The 5503-nt window shown below is 63.1% G+C and carries 5 protein-coding genes; 1 reads left to right on the top strand and 4 read right to left on the bottom strand.

The window, feature by feature from the left end:
* The 4 genes from GA0111570_RS17120 to GA0111570_RS17105 form a co-directional block, all read right to left on the bottom strand.
* On the bottom strand, nt 1–265 hold a 265-nt coding region (locus tag GA0111570_RS17120; RefSeq protein WP_139283316.1), incomplete at its 3' end, for a transposase.
* On the bottom strand, nt 205–2334 hold the full coding sequence (locus GA0111570_RS17115) for an SNF2-related protein (protein WP_217634250.1): 2130 nt from the start codon (nt 2332–2334) through the stop codon (nt 205–207). The genes GA0111570_RS17120 and GA0111570_RS17115, both read right to left, overlap by 61 nt.
* A 555-nt stretch (nt 2335–2889) precedes the next feature.
* A complete protein-coding gene (locus GA0111570_RS17110; RefSeq protein ID WP_092613872.1) occupies nt 2890–3996 on the bottom strand; it encodes a helix-turn-helix domain-containing protein in 1107 nt (368 codons plus the stop codon).
* Nucleotides 3974–4621: a hypothetical protein gene (locus GA0111570_RS17105; protein ID WP_139283315.1), complete on the bottom strand. Its 648-nt coding sequence runs from the start codon at nt 4619–4621 to the stop codon at nt 3974–3976. Before GA0111570_RS17105 ends, GA0111570_RS17110 begins: the two co-directional genes overlap by 23 nt.
* A gap of 667 nt (nt 4622–5288) precedes the next feature.
* Between GA0111570_RS17105 and GA0111570_RS17100 the strand changes: the two genes are divergently transcribed.
* Nucleotides 5289–5503 (top strand): transposase family protein (locus tag GA0111570_RS17100; RefSeq protein ID WP_139283314.1); only part of this gene is annotated, 215 nt, incomplete at its 3' end.

The following is a 5503-nucleotide window of genomic DNA, read 5'->3' as shown; positions in this document are numbered from 1 at the left end:
CCGTTGCTTTTTTTAGGAACGCGGTCTCCGCCTTGAGTTCCTGATTCTCGCGTTCGAGTTCCTTCAAACGGGCCCGTTCTGAGACGGTCAGCTCGGTCTCAGTCCCGCCGTTGGCTTCCCTGTACTTGATCAGCCAATTGCGGAGCGTCTCCGGGCCGACACCGTAAGCGGCCGCGACGTCTTTGATCGGCTTGGACGTGGAGATCACCTCACGGCACAACTCGTCTTTGAATTCTTGAGTGAATCGCCTACGCGACACGGACATGTTGGTCTCACTTTCAGTAGCACCCTCATCTTAAGAGGGCCCACTGTCCGAGAACTCCGAGGCAGGTCACAGGACTCGACGTCCATGTCGGCCAGGTCGATCTTCACCTTTCCACCAACACTGAACGAGGGCAGCTCGAGGTCATCGTCGTCCGCATCCAGATCACCCAGAGCCGAACCGAGGTCGGCGACCGTGGCGGCATGCTTCTCGATCGACCCGATCGCCGACTCGACACTGTTCTCCAGCTTGGTCAGAGTCAATCGGAACGCCTCGACCGAACTCTCCAGACGCTTGAGCAGGTTGACCGTCATCAGCTTCTGGATGCCCTTTTCGCGGCTGGCCTGTCCCAGGTTCGACACGACCCCGCCCATGGCGTTGCGCCCGCGCTCGAGGTTGCCGTAGAGCACCTCGTACTTCTCGCGCCGACTCGCAAAGACGTAGTTCAGGGGCGCGTAGACAGCCAGGGTCAACGACGACAGCGAGGCGAACATGTCACTGAACGACGGCACACCGCCGAGGTCGGTCAGCGGGGAACGCACCGACTCTGGTGGTAGCCGCTGGGGGAACGCGCCGATATCGGTCGTGTCGTAGAACGCCTGGATGTGCTTGCGCGAGCGGGCGATCGTCACCGCGTCGAGCAGTTCGAAGAAGTCGAAGTCCAGCCCCGACAGGATCGCCTCGGGCGTGCGCTCCTCCGCCGGCAGCTTGGACCACTCGTTGAAGACCCGCTGGGCCTGGCGGAACACCTCCTCGACGCTGGTCGAGATGTTCAACTTGCCGGCGAGCTGGGCCGAGTCGCCCTCATAGGCCAGGGCCAGCTGGTTGCGCAGGTCGGTGAAGTGGTTGTTCACCGGCGTCGCCGAGAGCATCAGCACCTTCGTCTTCACCCCCGCCCGGATGACCTGGCGCATCAGCCGCTGGTAGCGGGTCTCCTTCTCAGTCGTGAAGTCGGCGTTGCGGAAGTTGTGCGACTCATCGATCACCACCAGGTCGTAGTTGCCCCAGTTCACCCGGTCCAGCGGGATCCCCATCGAGGTGCCCCGGGTCCGCAGGAGATCGGTGTGGGCAAGCACGTCGTAGTTGAACCGATCGGCGGCGAAGATGTTCGTCGTCAGATTCGCGTTGTAGTTCGTCCAGTTCTCGGCCAGCTTCTTCGGCGCCAAGACCAGCACCGACTTGTTGCGCAGCTCGTAGTACTTGATCACCGCCAGCGCGGTGAACGTCTTCCCCAACCCGACGCTGTCGGCCAGGATCGCCCCGTTGTAGGTCTCCAACTTGTTGATGATGCCGGTCGCCGCGTCGCGCTGGAAGTTGTACAGGGCCTTCCAGATACCAGTGTCCTGGTAGCCGGTCAGGTCGTTGGGGAGCACGTCCTCGCTGATGTCCTCGAGGAACTCAGCGAACAGGTTGTACAGGATCAGGAAGTAGATCCGCTGGGGCGAGTTCTCCGCATACACACTCGCCAAGTGGTCATAAACCGCCTGCGTAACGTCGTCGAGCTGGTCGGGGTTGTCCCAGATCTGGTCGAACAACGCGACGTACTGCCCCGTCATCGGCGCCTCACCGACCTCGAGCTTGGTAACCATGTTCGAGACAGCGTTACCACGCTCATAGCCCAGATCAGCCGACGTGAAACCCTGCAGCGGCTGGTACATCGCGCGGTCATCCACGATCGCGAACTGCTGCATCGGCGCGCCCGTCTTGTTCGACCGGAACTTGACCTTACGGCGGACCCAGTCAGCACACTCACGCGCGATCGCCCGCTGGGTCAGCTTGTTGCGTAGCCGGATCTCGAACTCCGAACCGTACAGCGACGACTCACCAATCCTCGCCGGCGGAATGAAGAACTCCCGCCACTCCTTCGCCAACCGATCGGTCGCACTCGACGGCACGAACGACGGGGCGGTGAAGATGAACTCCAGCTCCTCGACCCGCTCCAACTCCTTGCGCAGCGCCTCAAACGCGAAGATGGAAAACGTCGACGCGGCGATCCGCAGCTTCGAACCCGCCTTGACCTCACGCTTCAGGTCGTCGCCCAGCAGGTCGTTCACGTTGTCGATGATGCGCATCGGCCCTCACTCGGCCTTCCGGGGCTCGCTCGAGCGCGCCGCAACACCGACGCGTCTCCTATCCTCGCCTTCCCTGGGCCGGAAATGCCGGAGACGGGCGACCTGGTCAGCAGACGCCCCCTGTTCGGCTACCCAAGCCGATATGACCATTGTCGTCAAGCCGAGATGGGCCCCGATGTCATGGGCGGACGAGCAGGGCTCCTTCACTCCGAGGCCTCCAGTCACATCACCGACTCGCGCACAGCGCAGGCTCAGGTTAGCCCATCCTCACGGCTCTTGGGCTCATCTCAACCAACGGGCAGGTTCGTCGCAAGCTCGGGGAGCCAGTTGGCCTGTGAGCCACACTCACGGACGCCCTGCAGACGGAGCGTGGCGAGTCACCCAGCACCTTGGAGCTGCCACCATCCGATGACATCCGCAGCGACCGTAGCAAGTCCGACGATGACCCCACCCATCCGCTTCCCGATTGTCCAGAACGGCCCGTCACTGCTCTCGCCGCCGTCGACGAAGGCCCCGCTCCCCGTCGTCGGCGTGCGCGCCTGACACGGTCACAGCTCAGGCAGGGAAGCGGACGACCTTGCCGGTGGACGTGCCTCGCCGCGGCGGCGAAGGTGCCATCGCAGCGATGTAGGCGCGCGGGAGCGCCGTCGTAGCCTCGACCTCCCGAACATGGGCACCATCGGGGATCGCGATCTCCAGCAGGCGTCCCATCAGCACTGGGTACTCGGCGACCACTTCGACCGGCTCGTGCTGTCGCCACCCTCGTGCGCTTAGCTGCACGAACAGTGAGCGGTGCCGCTTCGCGTCGATAATGTCGAGCGCCGCAGCCCGCATAATCAGCGCTTGGATCGAAACGCCAAACCTAGCCTTGACGTGCGCAAGTTGGTTCAGCGTAATCTGCGAATGGAGCTCCTGCCGAGCGGCCCTCTCCGGCAGTAGGAGCGCGCCAGCAAAATGGTGCGCTTCCAATTCTGCGTCATCCGAGCTGCGTCGAGAGTGCAAGAGGACATGACCGAGTTCATGACTCAGCGTGAACCGGTCTCGATCCGGCGATGCGCCTGGGAAATAGCCCAAGAGCGGTACCCCATGCTCATCGCCATGCGAGATGCCGAAATGCCCTTGGTCGACGACATTGACGTCACCAGTGGGGTCGAGCAGCACCGGAACGACGACAATGCCCAACCGCTCTATGGCACGCATGACGTTCGGGATCGGCGATACGGCGTCGAGTCCCATGAGTGCGCGCGTTTTCAGCGCCACTCCCTCGATGGCCTCGCCATCGAGCACACCGCTAGTTGGCTCGTTGACGTACGGCAGGGACTTAGTCTGCAGCCCACCAAGCAAGGCCGCGCCTTGGACAATCCGCGACGCCTCACGAAAGTATTGCACCGCCTTCTTGGTGGTCTTTACCTTGGTGGACTTCAGCCTGCGGAACTGCAGTGTGGTGCCGACGCTAGGAGATTCGACTTCGAAGAACTCGACTGGGAGCCCCGTGGCACCAGCGATACGTTCAGCCTGTTCGCTTGTGAACGGACGAGCCCCGCTGGCAATCTCTGATAGGTAGCTCTGGCTGATACCAGCGGACGCAGCGATGTTCTGAAGGGTCTCTCCAAGTAGATCGCGCGCCGCAAGGATGCGCTCAGGACGTGGCGCCGAAACCATTGCGGGTACCTCGTTGAAAACGACCGCGAGGATCGATCAGGCCAAGACCCTCAAGGTCATCATCATCGGACGGAACGAACCGCAACGTCGAGAGGTCCCCCTCGCTTGGAAGCAGCGGCATCCGCAAGTCGATCTGCTCCGCGTGCCCATGCTTCCACGGAGACAGTGTGTGGACGAGTTCGAGCTCGATGTCGCCCGATGCGTCATCAAGGGTCCACGCAATGATGAAGCCATGCTGCTCGACCAGCGCCTGCTGCCCGGGGCGCGAGACGACCGAGGGATTGGAGTAGAAAGCGCGTCGCGCCTGGTTGGGACCAGCGGTCGGCACCATGCCTTCGTAGGTAGTGGACAACATTCGCACCGACCACGGGCCGCGAGAGAGGTGTAGCTGCTTCTTGCTTGCCTTGGGGTCTAGCACCCAGTCCCCTATGTCAGCGAGGCCTAGCAGGTTGTGTGTGCAGCCCACAACGTTGTGCACGTACAGCGTGCGGTAAGTGACGGGACTCAAGCCGCTGAGCCCCATCATGTCGTTCGCCAGACTGACACCGCGGGGCATCACCGAGTGAAGGGCAGCGCCGACGGGCGCGAAGACCCGGGCGATCTCCTCGGCGGTAGATGTATCCATGTCTGCGATAATATCGCATGAGATGTTATCTGTCGCCTCGGTGTGAGCCACCCCGCGCATCACCCCGCCGGAGCAGGCAGGCCGGCACCCAGCACGGCGGACATGTCCGCGACTCGGTGAGCTCACAGGAAGCTGGGCGAAGTGACCGACCCAATAGCTGAGGTGTTCGCGACGGTCCCACTGCGGGTTCTCCATGCCAGCCAAGTTGACCCCATACGTCGACGAGCAGGGCAACACGTACGGGCTGGCTACGGCCTGACGTGGAAGGGCGTGATCAGTTGATCGGGGTTGATCGATCAGGGCAATCGCGCCGAGGGGGCGATCCGATCGTTCGGGTCGCTCCCTTGGCGTTGTGTATCGGTCAGGGACCGAGCAGTGCCAGCCCCGTCCCCCAGAGTGATGACGCGAGCCCGGCGGCCCGCCTAGCTTCCGCCATCCGCAGGTCGCCCTCCGGACAGGATCCGCGGTGACCATCAACGCCCTCACCCCCGGCGCGTCCCCCTCAAGGCGAGCCAGGCAAGCGGGCTGTTCGTAGTTGAGTGTGGTGGGTCGTTGACGCAAGGGCTCGTGGCCTTGCGCTGGGATGGGTGTTGCGAGACATCCGCCCAGAGAACAAGGACCACGAGCTGTGATCGAGCCTACGTGCTCGCAGCATGATGCTGCGAGCGTGATCTTCAACCTGCCCGACTACCACGTCATCGACGCGATCGACCTGCCCCTGGGCGGGAGACGGGTCGTCGTTCGGGCTGACACCATCGCCGATGCCTGCCCCGACTGCGGGGTCGTGTCCCAGCGGGTCCACGCCTGGTCCCGCCAACGGGTCCGTGACGTCGGGCATGCCGGCGCTCTGGAGGTCGTGGTCCTCAAGCCCCGGCTGGTCTG

Origin of the sequence: Raineyella antarctica, assembly GCF_900092135.1 — a bacterium.
Lineage (GTDB): Bacteria > Actinomycetota > Actinomycetes > Propionibacteriales > Propionibacteriaceae > Raineyella > Raineyella antarctica.
Note: the sequence above shows the minus strand (reverse complement) of the source record. Positions and strands in the feature narration are given on the sequence as shown.